The 18,456-nt window shown below is 72.6% G+C and carries 12 protein-coding genes; 9 read left to right on the top strand and 3 right to left on the bottom strand.

Annotated elements, in window-relative coordinates:
• Positions 1 to 12: 12 nt before the first annotated feature.
• Positions 13 to 2,547, top strand: coding sequence for a cobyrinate a,c-diamide synthase (locus ACSMXO_RS35850; RefSeq protein ID WP_455415423.1), 2,535 nt, complete (start codon positions 13 to 15; stop codon positions 2,545 to 2,547).
• Between the two features lie 266 nt (positions 2,548 to 2,813).
• Entirely contained in the window at positions 2,814 to 3,395 is a 582-nt protein-coding gene (locus ACSMXO_RS35845) for a GNAT family N-acetyltransferase (protein ID WP_318394962.1), read from the top strand.
• Positions 3,396 to 3,415: 20 nt separating this feature from the next.
• On the opposite strand, the gene ACSMXO_RS35840 is transcribed toward ACSMXO_RS35845, so the two are convergent.
• Entirely contained in the window at positions 3,416 to 5,581 is a 2,166-nt protein-coding gene (locus ACSMXO_RS35840) for a transglycosylase domain-containing protein (protein WP_455415422.1), read from the bottom strand.
• Between the two features lie 144 nt (positions 5,582 to 5,725).
• Here ACSMXO_RS35840 and cobC point away from each other — a divergent pair, with 144 nt between their 5' ends.
• From cobC to ACSMXO_RS35820, 4 genes are all read left to right on the top strand, one after another.
• Positions 5,726 to 6,949, top strand: coding sequence for an Rv2231c family pyridoxal phosphate-dependent protein CobC (gene cobC, locus ACSMXO_RS35835; protein ID WP_455415421.1), 1,224 nt, complete (start codon positions 5,726 to 5,728; stop codon positions 6,947 to 6,949).
• Positions 6,949 to 8,031, top strand: coding sequence for a nicotinate-nucleotide--dimethylbenzimidazole phosphoribosyltransferase (gene cobT / locus ACSMXO_RS35830; RefSeq protein ID WP_346260015.1), 1,083 nt, complete (start codon positions 6,949 to 6,951; stop codon positions 8,029 to 8,031). Before cobC ends, cobT begins: the two co-directional genes overlap by 1 nt.
• A gap of 2 nt (positions 8,032 to 8,033) precedes the next feature.
• The gene (gene cobA, locus ACSMXO_RS35825) at positions 8,034 to 9,545 is read left to right on the top strand and encodes a uroporphyrinogen-III C-methyltransferase (RefSeq protein ID WP_455415420.1); all 1,512 of its coding nucleotides are present in this window, start codon (positions 8,034 to 8,036) and stop codon (positions 9,543 to 9,545) included.
• A gap of 215 nt (positions 9,546 to 9,760) precedes the next feature.
• Complete coding sequence (locus ACSMXO_RS35820) at positions 9,761 to 10,984, top strand: WD40 repeat domain-containing protein (protein ID WP_455415419.1); 1,224 nt, start codon at positions 9,761 to 9,763, stop codon at positions 10,982 to 10,984.
• Between the two features lie 121 nt (positions 10,985 to 11,105).
• On the opposite strand, the gene otsB is transcribed toward ACSMXO_RS35820, so the two are convergent.
• Both otsB and ACSMXO_RS35810 read right to left on the bottom strand, forming a co-directional pair.
• Complete coding sequence (gene otsB / locus ACSMXO_RS35815; RefSeq protein ID WP_455419390.1) at positions 11,106 to 13,700, bottom strand: trehalose-phosphatase; 2,595 nt, start codon at positions 13,698 to 13,700, stop codon at positions 11,106 to 11,108.
• Positions 13,701 to 13,711: 11 nt separating this feature from the next.
• Complete coding sequence (locus ACSMXO_RS35810) at positions 13,712 to 15,112, bottom strand: alpha,alpha-trehalose-phosphate synthase (UDP-forming) (RefSeq protein ID WP_101367673.1); 1,401 nt, start codon at positions 15,110 to 15,112, stop codon at positions 13,712 to 13,714.
• Between the two features lie 330 nt (positions 15,113 to 15,442).
• Between ACSMXO_RS35810 and ettA the strand changes: the two genes are divergently transcribed.
• From ettA to ACSMXO_RS35795, 3 genes are read left to right on the top strand one after another with little or no spacing between them, the layout of a single operon-like run.
• On the top strand, positions 15,443 to 17,119 hold the full coding sequence (gene ettA / locus ACSMXO_RS35805) for an energy-dependent translational throttle protein EttA (protein ID WP_346260012.1): 1,677 nt from the start codon (positions 15,443 to 15,445) through the stop codon (positions 17,117 to 17,119).
• Positions 17,112 to 17,615, top strand: coding sequence for an acyl-CoA thioesterase (locus ACSMXO_RS35800; RefSeq protein WP_346260011.1), 504 nt, complete (start codon positions 17,112 to 17,114; stop codon positions 17,613 to 17,615). The genes ettA and ACSMXO_RS35800 overlap by 8 nt, the downstream gene beginning before the upstream one ends.
• 47 nt (positions 17,616 to 17,662) lie before the next feature.
• Positions 17,663 to 18,421, top strand: a complete 759-nt coding sequence (locus ACSMXO_RS35795; protein WP_455415418.1) for a hypothetical protein — start codon at positions 17,663 to 17,665, stop codon at positions 18,419 to 18,421.
• The last annotated feature ends 35 nt before the right edge of the window (positions 18,422 to 18,456 follow it).

The following is an 18,456-nucleotide window of genomic DNA, read 5'->3' as shown; positions in this document are numbered from 1 at the left end:
GAGGAGCCGACCATGATCGACGCGCCGCGCGTAGTGGTGAGCGCACCGTCGTCCGGACACGGCAAGACCGCCATCGCGGTCGGCCTGCTCGCCGCGCTCGCCGCCCGGGGGCTGGACGCCGCCGGGTTCAAGGTCGGCCCCGACCACACCGACGCCGCCTATCTCGGCCTTGCCGCCGGACGGCCCGGCCGCAACCTCGACCCCCGGCTGGTCGGCTCGCAGCGGATCGCCCCGCTCTTCGCGCACGGCTCCGCCGACGCCGAGATCGCGGTGGTGGAGGGCACGATGGGGCTCTTCGACAGCCTGGCCGGCCGGCCCGAGGTCGACTCGACCGCCGCGATCGCCACCACCCTGCGGGCCCCGGTGGTGCTGGTCGTCGACGTGGGCTCGATGGGCCAGTCGGTCGCCGCGCTCGCGCACGGCTTCCGGGCGTACGACGAGATGCTCTGGCTCGGCGGAGTGATCCTGAACCGGGTCGCCTCGGACCGACACGAGCAACTGCTCCGCGACGCGCTGGACGACATCGGCGTACCGGTCTTCGGGGCGCTGCGCCGACGCGACCTGCCCGCCGTCCTGCCGTCCCGGCAGCACGGTGTGGTGCCGGTGATGCAGCGCGGCGTGGAGGCGTACCGGGGGGTGCGCCGGCTCGGCGAGGCGATCGCCGGAGCCGTCGACCTCGACCGGCTGCTGGCGCTGGCCCGCTCGGCGCCCCGGGTGCCGGTGACCGCCTGGTCGGCCGCGGAGGCGCTCGCCGAGCTGGGCCCGGTCGGCGAGGCGCCGGTCACCCGTACGGTGGTGGCGGTGGCCGGCGGGCCCGCCCTGTCGTACTCGTACGCCGAGACCGCTGAACTGCTGGCGGCGGCCGGTGCCGAGGTGGTCGCCTTCGACCCGCTCCGCGACGAGGTGCTGCCGGCGGGTACCGGTGCCCTGGTGATCGGCGGTGCGCTGCCCGAGACGTACGCCGAGGAGCTGTCGGCGAACCGCCGGCTCTGCATCGCGGTCGCGGAACTGGCCCGTACGGGTCGACCGGTGATCGCCGAGGGGGCCGGGCTGCTCTGGCTGGCCCGGGAGTTCGACGGGCGCCCGATGTGCGGGGTGCTGGACGCCGTCGGGGCGAGCCTGGACCGCACCGTGGTCGGTTACCGCGAGGCGACGGCACGGGCGGACACTCCGGTGGCCCGGCTCGGCGCCCGGGTGGTCGGCTACAAGCAGCATCGCGGGATACTGACCCCACGCGCGGGGCAGACCCCGGCGTGGAGCTGGGGCGGTGGCCCGCCGGAGGGCTTCGTCTGGCGCCGGGTGCACGCCTCCCAGTTGACGCTGCACTGGGCTAGCAGCCCGGTGATCGCCAGCCGCCTGGTCGCCGCCGCCGCATCGGCCGGTACGCCCGCCCCGGCCGGTACGCCCGCCCCGGCCGGTACGCCCGCATCGGCCGGTACGCCCGCATTGGCCGGTACGCCTGCCCCGGCCGGTACGGCTGCCGTGCCACCGGCCGTCCCGGTTGCGCCGGCCGCCGCGGCGCCGTCAGCGGGTCCGGTCTCGCCGTCCGCTCCGGTCTCGCCAGCGGGCCTGGCCAATCCCACCGCACCCGTGTCACCAGGCATGGTCGGATCGCCGGCCTCCGTCTCCCCGCCGGCCTCCGTCTCCCCGTCGGGCCTGGTCGGACCGGCTGCTCCGGTGGCACCTCCGGCACCGGCCGGTCCGTCCGCTCCGGTTCTGCCGTCCGCTCCGGTCCCGCCGTCCGCTGCTGGCCGACCTGCCGTTCCGGTCGGTCCGGATGCGGTCACGCCCCGGCAATCGGAGTCCGGCACCGCGTCCGGTGGTGCCGCGCCACCCGGTGGTCGTGCTCCGGCTAGCAGTCCTGCTGCGGCTGGTGGTCGTGCGCCGGCTAGCAGTCCTGCTCCGGCTGGTGGCTCTGGTCCCGCTGGTGGTCGTGCTCCGGCTGGCGGTCCTGCTTCGGTCGGTGGCGCCGCGCCGTCTGGCGGCGCTGCCCAGCCCGCTCCGATCCGGCCGGGCGCGGTTCCGCCGGGCGCCCCGGCGCCGAGGGCCGCCGGCCCCGGCCCCGGCCCCGGCCCGGCGACCGGCGCACCGGTTCGACCGCGACCTGCCGGGCCACCCTCAGCCGCGCCGGCATCGCCGGCCGGACCGTCTGCCGGCCAACGGGCCTCCGGCCCGGCCGGCGGTCCACCCCAGGGAGCGACCAGCCCTCCGCCGTCCGGTGCGCCGAGGTCGGCCACCGGCATGCCCGGGGCAGGACCGGCACCGCAGGCCCGGCCGAGGCCGACTGGCGGGGGCGAGGCTCCCGGACCGGTGGCCGCGCCCGCGCCACGTCCGAGGCCGGTACCCGTCGACGAGCAACCGGTGCCGGAAGGCACCGCCGACCGGCCAGTGCCGGTCAGGGCCGGTGACGGCTCGGGTGTGGCGCCCGGGGCGAGCCGGACGGATACCGTGGCGGCGGCGGAGGTCGCCGGACCGGGCGAGGCGGCCGGGTCCGAGCCGGTGGCCGGTGCCGTGCCGAGCAGCCCGGCCGGTGGACCGGTGCCGTGATCCGGTCGACGACCCGGCCGGCGGCGTGCTCGCGGATCGGGGCCGGCGTTTGTGCGGAGCGTCCGGGCCCGCGTCCACGGGGAGCATCCGGGGCGAGCGGCGTGCGCGGGCGTCGCGGATGATGTCGGGCCGGTGGCGGGCATGAGCCGAGATGAGGTGGCGGTTGTGACCGGATGGGCGGTTCGGCACGGCCGGATCGGCAGCGAGCCGGGCCGGAGGAGCACGGTCGGGAGGCGGTCCGGCGGCGAGCGGGGAGAGTCGGCGGCATGAGCGGAGAGGTGGCGGTGCGCCGCTTTCCGACCCTGACCGTGTCGACGCCACGGGTGCACGTACGACCGCTGCGGGGGTCGGACGCGAAGGCGGTTTCGGTGATCTTCGCCGACAAGCAGACCCAGCGCTGGCTGCCGTTCCAGCGCGAACTGGGACAGATCGACGCCGACGCCTGGTGCACCGAGATGGCCCAGGAACGGCGGGACAGCGGTAACGGCGACCACTACGGCGTGATCCGGCGCGAGGACGAGCGGCTGGTGGGCTGCCTGTGGACCAAGCGTACCGACTGGGGAGGCCGGGTCACCGAGGTGTCGTACGCGATCGCGCCGGAGGCGCGCGGGTTCGGCATGGCGGCGGAGGCGGTCGACGCGATTGCCGTCGCGTTGATCCTGGAGCACGGTTTCCAGCGCCTCGAGCTGCGGGTGGCACCTGGCAACACCGCGTCTCGACGGGTCGCCGAGAAGGCCGGGTTCACCTACGAGGGGCTGCTGCGCAACGCCGGGTACGTGCACAGCGGCCGGGTCGACCTGGAGGTCTGGTCCCTGGTCGCCGCCGATCTGCACTCACCCGGCCACTGAGGCTGTGCGCCCTCGCCCGGTCAACCGGTCATCTCCGCGGAGGGCGGATTGAACTGGCGTACCGGCTGATCCTTCAGCGCGCCCTTCAGGAATCCGGCGACCGCGTCGATCGGCTTGTTCGCCGGGCCCGAACCGACCGGGTTCATCGGGCTGTCCGGGTCGGAGAGGAAGCTCGCGGCGGCCAGTTCAGGGGTGTAGCCGACGAACCAGGCGGCCCGGTCGCTGTCGGTGGTACCCGTCTTGCCGGCCACCGGCCGACCGACGATGCCCCGGACCCGGTCGGCGGTGGACCAGCCGCCGCAGGAGCCCCGGGCCGGGGTGTCCCCGGTCGGGCACCGGGCGGCGTCGGTGGCGGCCCGGGCCGCGTCGGCGCCGACCTCCTGGCTGCACCGGGGGAGCGCGATCTCCAGATCCATCCCGGCCCCGGTCCGGTACGTCGCCGGGGTGCCGTCCGGCCCGACGATCGAGGTGACCGGCAGCGCCTCGCAGAACCGTCCCTCGGCGGCGACCGTGGCGTACGCGTTGGCCATCTCCAGCGGGGTGACGTCGGAGACCCCGAGGGTGAACGAGCCCCACTTGTTCGCCTGGCTCGGCGAAGCCTGCCGCTTGTCGATGTCGGTACGCCACTGTAGGCCCAACCGTTCGGCCAGCCGGACCACGTTCTCGGCGCCGACCTTCTGCTCCAGCCAGACGAAGTACGTGTTGACCGACTTGCCGAAGCCGGACCACATGGTTTGGTGGCCGCTCATCGCCCCGCTGGCGTTCGACGGGCACCAGTAGCCGCCGCAGTCAGTCGGGCCACCGCTGCCGTCCGGGTAGATCGAGACGAACCGGTGCGGTGAGTTGAACGCCGTGCTGAGCGGCAGCCCGGCGTCCAGCGCGGCGAGCATGGTGAACATCTTGAACGTCGATCCGGCCTGGTAGCCGGGGAGATCGCCGCCACCGAGCAGCGGGACCACGGTGTTCGGGTAGTTGCCCTTCATCCGGGTGCGCTTGCTCGGGTCGGAGTGCGGCCCGTTCTCGTCCTGGTCCAGCGAGTAGGTCCGGTTCACCGCCATCGACTTGACGTACCCGGTGCCGGGTTCGACCGCGACCAGGCCGTGTCCGTACGGGCTGCCGTTGGACTCCCCGGCCTGTACCTGCTCGTCGGCGACCTCCTGAATCTTCGGGTCCAGGCTGGTGACGATGGTGTAGCCGCCCCGGCGCAGCTTGTCGAGGCGCTCCAGGGAGTTGCTGCCGAACGCCGGCTGTGCGGCCCACCAGGCCTTCAGGTAGTCGCAGAAGAAGCCCCAGCTGTTGTGCTCCTCCGGCACCGACATGCAGTCGTTCGGCGGGTTGCTGAGGCGGAGCTGGATCGGTTCGGCCTTCGCCGCCGCCGTGGCCTGCGGGGACAGGTAGCCCATCGCCTGCATCCGGTCGAGTACGTAGTTGCGCCGGTCGGTGGCGGCCTTCCGGTCCGAGCTGGCCGGGTCGTACGTGGTCGGCGCCTTCACCAGCCCGGCGAGGGTGGCCGCCTCGACCGGGGTGAGGTCCTTCGGCAGCTTGGAGAAGAAGATCTCCGACGCCGAGTAGATGCCGTACGCCCGGTGGCCGAAGTAGGCCGAGTTGAGGTAGCGCTCCAGGATCTGCGACTTTGTCGTCTCCTTCTCCAGGTCGAGGGCGAGTCGCATCTCGCGGAGCTTGCGCAGCGGCGTCTGCTCGGTGGCCTGCCGCGCCTCCATCGGGGTCTTGGCGCTGTCCCGCAGGGCCATCCGGACGTACTGCATGGTCAGCGTGGAGGCGCCCTGCGACACCCCGCCGGCCTGCTGGTTGGCGACGAACGCCCGGAGCACGCCCTTGGGGTCGACCCCGTTGTGCTCGTAGAACCGGGAGTCCTCCGAGGCCACGATCGCCTGCTGGATGTACGGCGACATCTGGGAGAGCGGCACGTACCGCCGGTGTTCCTCGTAGAAGGTGGTAATCAGGGTCGTCCCGTCGGCCGCGTAGACGTAGCTGGTCTGTGCCGGCGCCGAGGCGAGCAGATCGGCCGGGGTCTTCTCCACCAGGTCGGCGCCGGCCTTGGCGGCCAGCCCACCGACCGCGACGAACGGGAACAGCGCCGCCGCGACGACCACGCCGGCGATCAGGCCGGCACGGAGCAGGGGTACGAGTCGACCAGGGGCAGGGCGAGTGGTGGGGTTGGTCACGTTTCCAAGCTAGGATAAATCTCGGTAAAACATGATAAAGATTCGCGAATGTGCGAGCGCTTCGGAGCGCCGGTTCGACCATTCCCGATCCGTTCCGGGGCGCCCGCTGGCCGCCGCCGCCGGCCGCCCGGCAGGATCATGCCCATGCCTCGGCCCGCAGCCGCACCGCCATCCGTCGGGCCCGATCCCGGCCCGCGAGGGCCCGACGAGCTCGACCAGCACCGGCCCGACCAGCTCGGCCGGCACGAGCCTGACCAGCTCGGCCGGCACGAGCCCGATCTCGGCCACCACGGCGACGTCGAACTCGCTCCCGGTCTGGTGGATCTCGCGGTCAACGTCCAGCGGCACCCGATGCCGGCCTGGTTGCGGGAACCGATCGTCGCCTCGCTGGAGACGCTGACCGCCTATCCCGACCCGGCCCCGGCCCGGGCCGCCGTCGCCGCCCGGCACCGCCGGCCGGTCGACGAGGTGCTGCTGACCGCCGGGGCCGCCGAGGGGTTCGTGCTGCTCGCCCAGGCACTGCGCGGCGCGCGCCGACCGGTGGTCGTGCATCCCCAGTTCACCGAGCCGGAGGCGGCGCTGCGGGCGGCAGGACACCGGGTCGAGCGGGTGCTGCTGCCGGCGGAGACCGGCTTCCGGCTGGACCCCGACCGGGTACCGGCCGACGCCGACCTGGTCTTCGTGGGCAACCCGACCAACCCCACCTCGGTACTCCACCCGGCTGACGTCCTGGCCGGCCTGGCCCGCCCCGGCCGGGTACTGGTCGTCGACGAGGCGTTCGCCGACTCCACCATCGGCACCGACACCGGGCCCGCCGGGGCCGGACGTGTCGGGATCGGCTCCGGAGGAGCGGCCGGGGGATCGGCCGAACCCGAGTCCCTGGCGACCCGGCGCGACCTGCCGGGGCTGGTCGTCGTGCGGAGCCTCACCAAGACCTGGGGGCTGGCCGGACTCCGCATCGGCTACCTGCTCGCTCCGGCCGAGCTGGTCGGGCGGTTGGCGGCGGTACAACCACTCTGGGCGGTCTCGACCCCCGCGCTCGCCGCGGCGGCGGCCTGCGCCACGCCCGGTGCGGTGGAGGCGGAGCGCCGGATCGCCGCGCGGCTCGCCGTCGAGCGGGCGTACCTGGTCCGGCGGCTCGGCGAGCTGCCCGGGGTACGCGTCGCGGGCACCCCGGCCAGCGCGTTCGTCCTGGTGCACCTGCCCGGGGCGGCGCGGGTACGGCTGGCCCTGCGCGACCGGGGTTTCGCGGTACGCCGGGGAGACACCTTTCCGGGGCTGGGCCCCGACTGGCTGCGCCTCGCGGTACGGGACACTGCCACCACCGACCTGTTCGTGGCCGCGCTGGCCGGAATCCTGGAGGAATAATGTTGGACGCCACCCTCGCCGAGATCGGTCCCCTCGACGAGGCGGCCATGGCCGCGGCTCACGACCTGCACGCCAGGCTGACCAAGCCGGCCGGTTCGCTGGGCGCCCTGGAGGAACTCTCGATCCGGCTGGCCGGGCTGGCCGGCGCCTGTCCACCGCCGCTGCCCGAGCCCGCCGCGGTGGCGATCTTCGCGGCCGACCACGGGGTGCACGCCCAGGGGGTGACCCCGTGGCCGCAGGAGGTCACCGCGCAGATGGTGGCCAACTTCCTGGCCGGTGGCGCGGTGGTGAACGCGTTCGCCGGGCAGACCGGCGCCACGGTGACCGTGGTCGACGTCGGGGTGGCCACCCCGCTGGCTCGGCCGGTGGTGCCGGCGCAGCGGTCGGCGCGGCCGGCTCCCCGGCTGGTCAGCGCGAAGGTCCGGGCCGGCAGCCGGGACATGAGCGTGCAACCCGCCCTGACCCGGGACGAGGCACGCAGCGCGGTCGAGACCGGCGTTCGGGTGGCACACGAACTGCTCGACTCCGGCGCCGGGATCCTGGTCACCGGGGACATGGGGATCGGCAACACCACGGCAGCCGCCGCGCTGATCGCCGCCTTCACCGGAATCGACCCGGCCGAGGCGACCGGACGGGGCACCGGGATCGACGACGCCACGTACTCCCGGAAGGTGGCTGTGGTGCGGGCAGCGCTGGCCCGGCACGTACCCGATCCGGCCGATCCGCTCGGGGTGCTGGCCGCGGTCGGCGGGCTGGAGCACGCGGCGCTGGCCGGCTTCGTCCTGGGCGGCGCCGCGCGGCGTGTCCCGGTGCTGCTGGACGGGGTGAGTGCGGTCGCCGCCGCGCTCGCGGCGGCCGCCTTCGCCCCGGACGCGGTCGGCGCGATGGTTGCCGGGCACCGCTCGGCCGAGCCGGGCGCGACCGCCGGGTTGGACCGGCTCGGCCTGCTGCCGATAATCGATCTGGGCCTACGGCTCGGCGAGGGCACCGGCGCCCTGCTTGCCTATCCGGTGGTCGCCAGCGCGGTGCGGGTACTGCACGAGGTGGCCACGTTCGACGCGGCGGGAGTGTCGGAGAAATGATCATGTATCCGCTTGCGCTGCGGCTCGCCGGCCGGCGGGTGCTGGTGGTCGGTGGCGGGGCGGTGGCGACCCGGCGGGTGCCGGCGCTGCTGGACGCGGAGGCCCGGGTGGTGGTGGTCGCCCCCGAGCTGACCCCGGCGCTGCGGGCACACGTCGACGCGGGCCGGGTGGAGTGGGTCGCCCGGGAGTTCGCGCCGGGCGACCTCGACGGGGCCTGGCTGGTGCAGGTGGCCGTGGACGATCCGGCCGCCGCCGAGGCGGTCAGCGCCGCCGCGCTCGACCGGCAGATCTTCTGCGTACGCGCCGACGACCGCGACGCCGCGACCGCCTGGACCCCGGCGGTCACCCGGTACGGCCCGCTCACCGTCGCCGTGCTCGGCGGGGGTGACCCGCGTCGGGCCGTGGCGGTCAGGGACGCGATCCGGGAGCAGTTGATCGCCGGATCGCTCTCCGGTGTCGCGGCGGAGCCGCCGCTGCTGCCCCCACCGGACGGGTCCGCGCCCGACGGCGCCGCACCGGTGGAGGGGAGCACGCTGAACGGCAGTGTGCGGGACGGTGACGGCGGCGGGCCGGGCGGCACGGTTGCCGGCGCCCCCGGCACCGGCACCGGCGCCCCCGGCACCGCCGGTCACAGTGGCGACAGTGGTGACAGCGGCCACAGTGGCGGCACCGGCGTGCCGCCGGAGCGGACCGGTGCCGACGGCCTGGCGGCGGACACGGCGGTCTCCACCGGTCGGCCGGAACGGCCTGTCGGGCGGGTCGCGCTGGTCGGCGCGGGTCCCGGCGACCCCGAACTGATCACGGTCCGCGGCCGGCGGCTGCTCGCCGAGGCCGACGTGGTGGTCGCCGACCGGCTGGTCCCCGGGCTGCTCCTCGACGAGTTGCGGCCCGAGGTCGAGCTGGTGGATGCCACCAAGATCCCGCACGGGCCGGCCGCCGCGCAGGAGGAGATCAACCGGGTACTGGTGGACCGGGCCCTGGCCGGCGCCCGGGTGGTCCGCCTCAAGGGCGGCGACCCGTACGTCTTCGGTCGAGGTGGCGAGGAGGCGCTGGCCTGTGCGGCCGCCGGGATACCGGTGACCGTGGTCCCCGGGGTGACCAGTTCGGTCGCGGCTCCGGCGGCGGCCGGCATCCCGGTGACCCACCGGGGCGTGGCGCACGAGTTCACGGTGGTCTCCGGGCACCTCCCGCCGGAGCATCCCGACTCCCTGGTCGACTGGTCGGTGCTGGCCCGGCTGCGCGGCACCCTGGTCGTGCTGATGGGGCTGAACAACCTGCCGGCGATCGCCGCCGCGCTGCGGGCGCACGGCCGGTCGGCGAGCACTCCTGCCGCAGTCGTGCAGGAGGGTACGACCGACGGTCAGCGGGTGCTCCGGTCGACCCTGGACGCGGTCGCGGCAGAGGCGCTCGCGGCCGGTTTCCGCCCCCCGGCGGTGGTGGTCTTCGGCGACGTGGCAACCACGCTGGCCGGAGTTCCGGCCAGCACCGGCAGCTCCGCCACCCCGAACGATTGAAGTATCGTCACGCGTCGATCCGACTGACCGAACGTACCACTCGGTCGGACAACTGCTGCCCAATCACGAGAGAGCACCCCGGCCACGGTGAGCCTGCCGTCCTGACCCTCCCAGGCTCGCGGATCCGCCCCGCCCCGCCCCGGCCCGGAGCGCCGAAGGGGGGCGGGCCGGCGACTGTCGTCGTCTCCGTCGTACGTAGTGGTTAGCATCGCTGCGTGCCTGAAGATCAGATTCTGTTGACCTTTCCTGATCCGGTGAAGCGCAAATACTGCCGGTTGGGGCGTGTCGGATCGCGGCTGACCAGGGCGAGTTGGGCCGGCAGCGGCAAGGCCCGGGAGAGCGCCGTTGATTTCTACACCGAGGATGGCGCCCGGGACGCCCTGGCGGCTGAGGTCGACAAGCGGCTGGGGCGCGGGTTCGTGATCGTCCGTGAACGGGACGCCGTGGCGCCGGGTGAGGCGGTGCTGGAGTGCCTGGTCGGCCCGAACCGTTATCTGCACGGCGTCGATCTGCATCCGGATGGCGGCACCCTGCTTGCCGTCATCGGGCTCCGGGACGAATCCGCGACCGAGATCTGTCTGATCGATGTCGCGACCGGCCTCCGGCGCCTGGTGCATTCCATCCCCGGAAGCGGGGTGCGGCACCGTTCCAAGGTGCACGGCACGTACTTCGAACATGACGGCTCGGGTGTCGTCTACCTGTTGGAAAAGGAGGTTTGGCGGCTGGACCTGGCCACCGGCGCAAGTCGGCTCCTGGTCAGTTGCCAGGACGGATTCGCCGTGGGTTCCGCCCGGCACGGTTTCGACGGGTCCCACCGGCGCCTGCTGCTGATGGAGTACACCGGCTGGCTGAGCAATACCGGCTCCTTGAGCGGTCGTGCCCGGGTGGTCGATGCCGGGGGTGCGACCCTGTTCGAGGTGTCGACCGAATCACCGACCCACTACGGGGCCGGCGCACTTTCATCCTCTGGACGCCGACTGGCGCTGTTCCGAGTCGATCGCGGGACGCTGGACAAGCCGCACGAGCTAGAGATCTGGGACGTTGACCGGCGGCGGCTGGTACAGCGGATTCCCGTCTCCGACCACTTCGGCAATATTGACTTTGATCCATCCGAGACGCTGCTGATCGGGGACGTCTCAGCGGGGCTGCGCGCTATTTCCCTGGAGTCGGGAGACCTGGCCTGGACATTTCCCGATGAGGATCGGTCCGAATGGTCCCCGCTCCATCTCTGGCGCTATTCTGCCGACGGCAGGTTCCTGGCAACCGGCTGTGAGACCGTCGACCTGTTCACGGCCGCCGACCGGGAGCCGAGCGGAGTACGGCTGCGGGGCAATGGCGGATGGCGGAATCAGTGGTTCCACGATCTCGCCTTCTCCGACGACGGGAGCCTGGTGGCCGCGGGCTCCGATGGCCGCCGCATCACCGTCCACAAACTCTGAGCCGTTCCACAAACTCTGAGCCGTTTCACGAAAATCGAGCGGTCGGCCGGCGCTCGCCGGACGACCACGCCGCCGCTGCCGTGGACGCGACTCCGCGCGGTCCACGGCAGCGGCGTACCGGTCAGGACTTGACCATGTCGTCCAGCAGGAGGGCGCAGCGGATCAGGCCGAGGTGGCTGTATGCCTGCGGGTGGTTGCCCAGGCCGCGCTCGGAGATCGGGTCGTACTGCTCCGGAAGCAGGCCGGTCGGGCCGGCCGTGTCCACCATCTGGGTGAACAGTTCCTCGGCGTCGGACCGCCGACCGGTACGCAGGTACGCCTCGATCAGCCAGGCCGTGCAGATGTGGAAGCCGCCCTCCCGGCCCGGCAGCCCGTCGTCCCACCGGTAGCGGTAGACCACCGGACCGCTGCGCAGGTCGGCCTCGACCTTCAGCACGGTGGCCAGGAACCGGGGGTCGTCGTCGGGCAGCAGCCCCGACAGGCCGATCCAGAGCGAGGAGGCGTCCATCTCCTCGTCCCCGTACGCCACCGTGTAGGCGCCGGCCCCGGAGTGCCAGCCGAACTCCAGCACGTTGTGCCCGATCCGGTCGCGCAGCTCGACCCACTCCGGCCGGTCGCCGTCGCCGTGCCGCCGCACCACGTGCAGCGCCCGGTCCACGGTCATCCAGCACATCACCTTGGAGTAGACGTGGTGCCGGGGTGGCAGCCGGGCCTCCCAGAGCCCGTGGTCGGGCTCGTGCCAGCGCCGGGCGACCGCCTCGACCATGTTCTCCAGCACCCGCCACTCGGTGTCGCGTACCTCGCCGCGCAGGTCGGCGACGGCCGCCAGCAGGTCGGCGATCGGCCCGAAGACGTCGAGCTGGAGCTGGTGGTTGGCGAGGTTGCCGACCCGGACCGGCCGGGAGCCGGCGTACCCGGGCAGGGTGTCGATGACCGCCTCGGCGCCGAGTTCGTAGCCGTCGACCGTGTAGAGCGGGTGCAGCCGCTCCGGATGCCCGCCGGTGCGTTCGACACAGCCGTCGACCCAGCGCAGGAAGCCCTCGGCCTCGCTCAGCGAGCCGAGGTCGACCAGCGCCCGCGCGGTCATCGCGGCGTCCCGCAGCCAGCAGTACCGGTAGTCCCAGTTGCGTACCCCGCCCAGCTCCTCCGGCAGCGAGGTGGTGGCGGCGGCCAGGATCGAGCCGCTGGCCTCGTGCACCAGGCCGCGCAGGGTCAGCGCGCTCCGCCCGACCAGGTCGCGGGCGGAGGTGGGCAGCCGCAGCCCGGCGACCCAGTCCCGCCACGGCTGCTCGGCCATCGCCTGCCGCTCGTGCACCGGCACCCGGTGGTGGTCCAGGCTGTGCGAGCCGAACCGCAGTTCGCAGGTGATCTGGCCACCGGCGGCGGCCAGGTCGACCACCGCCCGGGCGGTCTCGTATCCGCCGTCGTTCACGATCTCCCACTCGACGCCGGGGGAGTAGAGCGCGATCGGCTCGTTGGAACCGAGCACCAGCAGCCCGTCGCCGAGCGGCTGGAGCTGCACCGCGACCTGGCCGAACTCGGGGCGGGGCGCGAAGTCCAGCCGGACCCGGCCGGCGCCGCTGAGCACCCGGATCAGGGTGGAGTCGCCGCTGATCACCGCCGAGCCGCTCGGCACGCCGTCGGTGGACGGCCGGTCCAGCCAGTCGGTGACGGTCAACCCGGACCAACGGGTCTCCACGGTCATCGTGCCGGGCCGGTAGCGCTGGCCGAGCGGCAGGCCGCCGCGTTCCGGGGCGATGCTGAAGTAGCCGGCCGGGTTGCCGCCGACCAGGTCGGCGAAGATGGCCGGCGAGTCGGGCTTGGGGTGGCAGAGCCAGCTCAGGCTCGCCTCCGGGGTGACGAGGGCGACGGTACGCCCGTTGGCCAGCATCGAGTGCCGCTCGATCGGTACCGCCCGCTCGCCGAAGAGCCAGTTCCGGCGTACCTCCAGCAGCAGTCCGAGCACCCGGGCGGCGTCGACCGGCTCGTCGATCCGGAACGCGGCCCGGGTCTCGCCCGGACCGATCTTGATGCCGACGTCCGGCCCGTGCAACTTGGCGAAGGCGTTCTCGTCGGTGACGTCGTCGCCGAGGAAGAGCGCCGCGCTCGCCGAGAGCTGGGTACGGAGCTGTTCGAGCGCGGTGCCCTTGTTGGTCGGGATCACCGAGAGCTCGATCACCTCCTTGCCCCGGGTCACGGTGACGTCCGGCCAGACGGCGGGGCCGGCGTCCACCGCCGCGATCACCTCGGCGGCCAGCTCCGGGTCGGCGCCCCGGGTGTGTACCGCGATGCTGGCCGGCTTGGTCTCCAGGCGCACCCGGGCCCGGCCGGCGACGATCTGGCGCAGCTCGTTGCGGAGCCGGGTGCGTACCTCGATCAGCTCGGGGGAGAGCCGCTCCACGAAACCAATATCGAACTCGGAACCGTGGCTGCCCACCAGGTGCACCTCGCTGGGCAGCCGGGAGAGGGTGGCCAGGTCGCGCAGGGCCCGCCCGGAGACCACGGCGACGGTGGTCTGCGGCAGGGCGGCCAGCGCGCGTACGGCGGCGACCGACTCGGGCAGCGGCACCGCCCTGGTCGGGTCCTCGACGATCGGCGCGAGCGTGCCGTCGTAGTCGCAGGCGACCAGAAGCTGTGGTACCCGGGCGATCCGGCCGATCGCGGCCCGCAGTTCGGGGTCGATCGAGTCGAGGGTGCGGGGACCCCCGTCGAGCAGGGAGCCGGACTTCACTCGTCCTCCGTCTCGGGTACACCCAACTCGTTGAGGAAGGACCGGGCCCAGTGTCCGACGTCGTGGGTACGCAGGTGGCGCTGCATGATGCGCATGCGGCGCCGGGCCTCGACCTTGTCCACGTGGACCGCGCGCAGCAGCGCGTCCTTGACTCCGTCCGGATCGTGCGGGTTACAGAGGAATGCCTGGCGCAGCTCGGTGGCGGCGCCGGCAAACTCACTGAGCACGAGGGCGCCGCCCGAGTCGGCGCGCGTTGCTACGTACTCCTTGGCCACCAGATTCATTCCGTCTCGCAGCGGGGTCACCATCATCACGTCGGCCGCGCAGTAGAGCGCGGCCAGTTCACTGCGACTGTACGACTGATGGAGGTAGTGGACGGCCGGTACACCGACCCGGCCGAATTCGCCATTAATTCGACCAACTTCGCGTTCCACCTTGACCCGGAGTGCCTGGTAGTGCTCCACCCGTTCCCGACTTGGCGTAGCAACCTGCACCATAACCGCGTCCGGAACTGTCAACTTTCCGTCAGACAGCAACTCGCGGAACGCCTTGAGCCGAAGCTCGATCCCCTTGGTGTAGTCGAGCCGGTCCACCCCGAGGATCACCGTCTTCGGGTCGCCCAGCTCGGTGCGGATCTGCTTGGCCCGGGCCTGCACCGCCGGGTCGACGGCCATCCGCTCCATCTCGGCGACGTCGATCGAGATGGGGAACGCGCCGGCCTTGACCTGCCGGCCGTCCACCTGGATCATCTGGCCCTCGTAGCGCAGGCCGAGCAGGTGCCGGGCCAGCCGGACGAAGTTCTGCGCCGCCAACCGCTGCTGGAAGCCGACCAGGTCGGCGCCGAGCAGCCCGCGCAGCACCTCGGCGCGCAGCGGCATCTGCATGAAGAGTTCGATCGGCGGGAACGGGATGTGCAGGAAGAAGCCGATCCGCAGGTCGGGGCGGAGTTCGCGGAGCATCGCCGGCACGAGCTGAAGCTGGTAGTCCTGTACCCAGACCGTCGCCCCTTCGGCGGCCACCTCGGCCGCGGCCTCGGCGAACCGGGCGTTCACCAGCCGGTACGCCTCGCGCCAGCGGCGCTTGTAGGCCGGAGTCTCCACCGCGTCGTGGTAGAGCGGCCAGATCGTGGCGTTGGACTGGCCCTCGTAGTAGCGTTCGAGTTCCTCGGCGCTCAGTGGCACCGGGTGCAGCCGGATCCCCTCCAGGTCGAACGGCTCCGGCGCGGCGCCCACTCCGCCGGCCCAGCCGACCCAGGTGCCCTGGTGTTGGGCGAGCACCGGATGCAGGGCGGTGACCAGTCCCCCCGGGCTACGCCGCCACTGGCGTCCCTCGGGGGTGGTCACCTCGTCGACCGGCAGGCGATTCGCAACGACCACGAACGAGCTACGTACGGTCACAATCAGTGCACCTCCGGTGATGACGGGTGTCCACCGCTGAGCGTACTGAGCGTAGCTGCGGTGCCTAACCCCCAGTGCCACAAGTACTGCCCTCCGGGACGCGACGGAGAAACCCAAAGGTGATCATGGCCACCCGACCTGCCCGGCGGAGGCTCCGGTGGAGGGTGATGTGGGCGGGGCGGGCCGGACCTGTCAGGATTGACGATGGCGTTTCCGCCGCACCGCGTGGCCGGCGTGACCCGACACCGCGGTCCACAGCAAGCCCGACGTCGTGGTCGGTCGTATACACGGCATCCGGGGACATCACATCCGTGGGAGGTAGGCCGCACCGTGGCCCAGTACATCTACGTCCTGGAGAAGGCGCGCAAGGCGCACGGCGACAAGGTCGTGCTGGACAACGTGACGCTGAGCTTCCTGCCGGGGGCCAAGATCGGTGTGGTCGGTCCGAACGGCGCCGGCAAGTCCAGCCTGCTCAAGATCATGGCGGGCCTGGACCGGCCGAGCAACGGCGAGGCCCGGCTGATGCCCGGCTACACCGTCGGGCTGCTCGCCCAGGAGCCGCCGCTCAACGACGCCAAGACCGTGCTCGGCAACATCGAGGAGGCGGTGGCGGAGACCAAGGCCAAGCTGGAGCGGTTCAACAAGATCGCCGAGCAGATGGCCACCGACTACTCCGACGAGCTGATGGCCGAGATGGGGCAGCTCCAGGAGGAGTTGGACCACGCCGACGCCTGGGACGTCGACTCCAAGCTCGAACTGGCGATGGACGCACTGCGCTGCCCGCCGCCGGACGCCGACGTCACCCAGCTCTCCGGCGGTGAGCGGCGCCGGGTCGCGCTCTGCAAGCTGCTGCTGGAAGCGCCCGACCTGCTGCTGCTGGACGAGCCGACCAACCACCTGGACGCGGAGAGCGTGCAGTGGCTGGAGCAGCACCTCGCCAAGTACGCCGGCACGGTCATGGCGATCACCCACGACCGGTACTTCCTCGACAACGTGGCCGGCTGGATCCTCGAACTCGACCGCGGCCGGGCCGTCGGCTACGAGGGCAACTACTCCACCTACCTGGAGAAGAAGGCCGCCCGGCTGGCCGTCGAGGGCCGCCGCGACGCCAAGATGAAGAAGCGGCTCAGCGAGGAACTGGAGTGGGTCCGGTCCAACGCCAAGGCCCGGCAGACCAAGTCCAAGGCCCGGCTGGACCGCTACGAGGAGATGGCCAACGAGGCCGAGAAGACCCGGAAGCTGGACTTCGAGGAGATCCAGATCCCGCCGGGCCCGCGGCTGGGCAGCACGGTGATCGAGGCGCACGGGCTGCGCAAGGCATTCGGGGAGCGGGTGCTGATCGAGGACCTGAGCTTCTCGCTGCCCCGCAACGGCATCGTCGGCATCATCGGTCCGAACGGCGTCGGCAAGACCACGCTGTTCAAGACGATCGTCGGGTTGGAGCAGCCGACCGCCGGCTCGGTCAAGGTCGGTGAGACGGTCAAGCTGTCGTACGTCGACCAGAACCGGCAGGGGTTGGCCGGCGACAAGACCGTCTGGGAGGTCGTCTCGGACGGGCTGGACCACCTGATGGTGGGCAAGGTCGAGATGCCCTCCCGGGCGTACGTGGCGGCCTTCGGGTTCAAGGGTCCGGACCAGCAGAAGCCGACCAAGGTGCTCTCCGGCGGCGAGCGCAACCGGCTCAACCTGGCGCTGACCCTCAAGATCGGCGGCAACGTCATCCTGCTCGACGAGCCCACCAACGACCTGGACGTGGAGACCCTCTCCTCGCTGGAGAACGCGCTGCTGGAGTTCCCCGGCTGCGCCGTGGTCATCTCGCACGACCGGATGTTCCTGGACCGGGTGGCGACGCACATCCTGGCCTGGGAGGGCGACGACGAGGACCCGTCGAAGTGGTTCTGGTTCGAGGGCAACTTCGAGGCGTACGAGAAGAACAAGATCGACCGGCTCGGCGCCGAGGCGGCCCGGCCACACCGGGTCACCTACCGCAAGCTCACCCGTGACTAGTCCGGTGCAGGCCCGGCCGGCGCAGGCGGAGCAGCTCGACAGCCGGCGGTTCGGCTACGACTGCACGCTGCGCTGGTCCGACCTGGACGCGTACGGGCACGTCAACAACGCCCGCTTCCTCACCCTCTACGAGGAGGCCCGGGTGGCGCTGATGTTCGCCGGCGGTCGGGCCTGGGGAGTCGGCTCGTTCGCCGACGGCGTGGTGATCTACCGGCACGAGATCGACTACCTGCGCCCGGTCGAGTACACGCTCGATCCGGCCACCGCCGAGAGCGCCCCGACGGTGCACATCGAGATGTGGGTCGAGGATCTGCGGCAGTCCCGGTTCACCATCGGCTACGAGCTGTTCGACCGTACGGTGCTGGCCAGCCGGGCCCGGTCGGTACTGGTGCCGTTCGACCTGGAGCGGCAGCGGCCCCGCCGGCTGACCGACGAGGAGCAGGAGTTCCTCCGGCGCTATCTGGTCGAGCCGGCGGCCCGGGACAAGCCGGCGTAGGGAGCGACACGGTGCCCGGTGCGGGGAAGGTTACCGGTGGTGCGGGAGTGGCGCCCGGGAACGGGAACGGGCACGGGCTCTCCGGCCGGCCGGACGCCGGTGCCTTTCTGGCCCGGCTGACCCGGCTCGACCCGGGTGCGGTGGTCCGGCTCCGCTCCGGGGCTCCCGGCGCGGCGGCCGGCGGCCCGGACCGGACCGTGCTCTGGGCCCGGCTGCCCTGGGGCGTGCTGGTCGGCCGGGTGGTCGCCGGGGCCGGTCCCGGCGATGCCACGGTCTCCGCCGCCGAGCTGCTGGCCGAACTCGGCCGAGGTGGTGCGGCGCTGCCGCGGCGCCGGGACGCCGACTGGCGGTGGCCGGTGCCCGGTGGGCCCGGCACGGTGCTGGAGACGATCGCCGGTGCCGAGCTGCGCCGGATCGCGGCCGCGGCGGCGGACACCCTGCGGGGCGCGGCCAGTGGGGGCGTCGCCGGCCGGGCGGTGGGCCAGCGCGCGGTCCGGGACGCCCTGCTCGACCACGTCGCGGTGGTGGTGACCGGGCCCCCGTCGAGCACCGATCCGGTACCCGACCCCGGCGCCGCCGGCACCGATCCGATACGTGACGCCAGCCGGATCGAGGTCTCTCAACGGCTGGTCCAGGCCATCGTCCGGATGGGCTTTCTCGGCTCCTCCGGCCCGCCCGGGCAGGATGCCGTACAGGTGCGGATCATGGGTCGTTGGGTCGGATTGGCTGCACCATTCGGAGTGGCATGGTCACAGAAAGTCAGCCAGCTTGCGATAAAACCGGCGCGTGATCACCCGAACGGTTGATGAGGCATGGTCCATCCGTCTTGGGGCTGCAGTTG

Source organism: Plantactinospora sp. DSM 117369 (assembly GCF_053764795.1).
The sequence above is the reverse complement of the archived record's forward strand: the minus strand, read 5'-3'. Positions and strand labels throughout refer to the sequence as shown.

What these genes read in the sequence shown, in the direction of transcription:
- cobA (WP_455415420.1), top strand. Translation starts at nt 8,034, where the DNA reads ATGTATCCGCTTGCGCTGCGGCTCGCCGGCCGGCGGGTGCTGGTGGTC.
- ACSMXO_RS35850 (WP_455415423.1), top strand. Translation starts at nt 13, where the DNA reads ATGATCGACGCGCCGCGCGTAGTGGTGAGCGCACCGTCGTCCGGACAC.
- cobT (WP_346260015.1), top strand. Translation starts at nt 6,949, where the DNA reads ATGTTGGACGCCACCCTCGCCGAGATCGGTCCCCTCGACGAGGCGGCC.
- cobC (WP_455415421.1), top strand. Translation starts at nt 5,726, where the DNA reads ATGCCTCGGCCCGCAGCCGCACCGCCATCCGTCGGGCCCGATCCCGGC.
- ACSMXO_RS35845 (WP_318394962.1), top strand. Translation starts at nt 2,814, where the DNA reads ATGAGCGGAGAGGTGGCGGTGCGCCGCTTTCCGACCCTGACCGTGTCG.